This window comes from Amycolatopsis sp. SID8362 (assembly GCF_010550475.1).
Classification (GTDB): Bacteria; Actinomycetota; Actinomycetes; order Mycobacteriales; family Pseudonocardiaceae; genus Amycolatopsis; species Amycolatopsis eburnea.
Genome location: NZ_JAAGNB010001136.1, coordinates 1 through 1,631 on the forward strand (window position 1 = coordinate 1; position 1,631 = coordinate 1,631).

The following is a 1,631-nucleotide window of genomic DNA, read 5'->3' on the forward strand; positions in this document are numbered from 1 at the left end:
TCCGGCGGGTCCAGCTCGCTGCCCAGCGCGGCGGCGGTCGCGACCAGCTCGCGACACGGCGGGCTGAGCCGGGCCAGCCGGGCCCGCACGGTGTCGAGGACGCCGTCCGGGAGCGTGTCCGCGGCGCTGCCGAGCAGCGGGGCCATCTCGTCGACGAAGAAGGGGTTGCCGCCGGTCCGGCGGCTGACCACGGCGGCGAGTTCCGGGGTCACCTCCTGGCCGGTGACGGCTTCCAGCCGGCGTCGCACATCCGCGGGCGGCAGCCCGACCAGCCGGATCCGGGTCTGCCCCGCCTCGTGGGCCAGCGCCGCGAGAGCCGTCGTCAGCGCTTCCCGGCCGCCGGTCTCGGTGTCCCGGTAGGTCGCGACGAGCAGCAACCGCGAGCCGGTCATGCCACGGACGACGTGGACCAGCAGCGCGAGCGACGCGGCGTCGGCCCACTGCAGGTCGTCGAGCACCACGATCAGCCCGGCGGGCTCGGCGCGTTCGCGCAGCTCCTCGCTGAAGGCTTCGAACGCCTCGAAGCGGGCGGTCGCCGAGTCGCTCGTGGCGGCGCCCTCGGCCAGCGCGGGCGGCAGCGTGCCGCCGAGACCGCGAGCGATCTGGCGGAAGATCCAGTACGGCGGGCTGCCTTCGTCGTCGCTCGCCCGTCCCCAGGCGACCGGCACGCCGTCGGCGCGCGCCCCGAGTTCCTGGGCCAGGCGGGTCTTCCCGATCCCCGGCTCCCCGGTGATCAGGACCAGCCGGGCGCGGCCCGACCGCGCTTCGTCGAGCCGGGTGGCGAGCAGCTCGGATTCCCGAACCCGCCCGACGAAATCACCGCTCATGACCGCCAACGATAAGGCTGCCCCCGGCCGAATGGGCGGACACGCCCCTTCGGGTGATGCCCAGGGCCCCGGCGAAGTCGGGCAGCACGGCCGATCCGCCGATTCGCGACGACATGAATGAGTCATTCACCTCACCAGACGACATAAATGACCCATTCACAACATCCCCGCGACGCCGCGCAGACCACGCGGCCGGCCCGCGGCCGGTCACCCGCTCGCCGGCGCGCGACTTTGCCAGCACCCTGCCGCGGAACGTAGTGAATGACTCATTCATGTCGCCAGACGACATGAATGACCCATTCACGACATCCCCGCGACGCCGCGCAGACCACGCAGCCGGCCCGCGGCCGGTCACCCGCTCGCCGGCGCGCGACTTTGCCGGGACCTAGGGTGATGCCGGTCAGCGTGGCACTTCCGCACCACGGGCGTACACCGCGACCACCCGCCGCAGCGCGGACGGATCGGCCAGCGGATCGCCGTCGACGGCCACCAGGTCGGCGTCGAACCCGGGCGCGACCCGGCCCTTGCGGTGCCCGAGCCCGCACACCCCCGCCGCCACCGAGGTGATCGCGCGCAGTGTCTCCGCCGGGCCGAGGCCGATGTCGTGGAGCATCGCCGGGGCGGTCGTGAGCACGCCGTGCGGTTTCACCGGGGCGATACCGGCGTCGGTGCCCGCGACGAACGGCGCGCCCAGCTCGTGCAGCCGCCGCAAGTTGCCCAGCACCGCAGGCAGGCGGCGCGCGATCTCCGGCGGCGGCGCGACACCGGGCACCGGCACCATCCCGACCGTCGCCCCGACGACGA

General features: G+C 74.1%; 2 protein-coding genes. Both read right to left on the reverse strand.

All coding sequences use genetic code 11. The annotated features are described in order from the left end of the window. On the reverse strand, nt 1-827 hold an 827-nt coding region (locus G3I65_RS35375), incomplete at its 3' end, for an AAA family ATPase (RefSeq protein WP_160699952.1). Between the two features lie 400 nt (nt 828-1,227). Further along, the coding region (locus G3I65_RS35380) for an amidohydrolase family protein (protein ID WP_160699953.1) at nt 1,228-1,631 on the reverse strand (404 nt) is incomplete at its 5' end.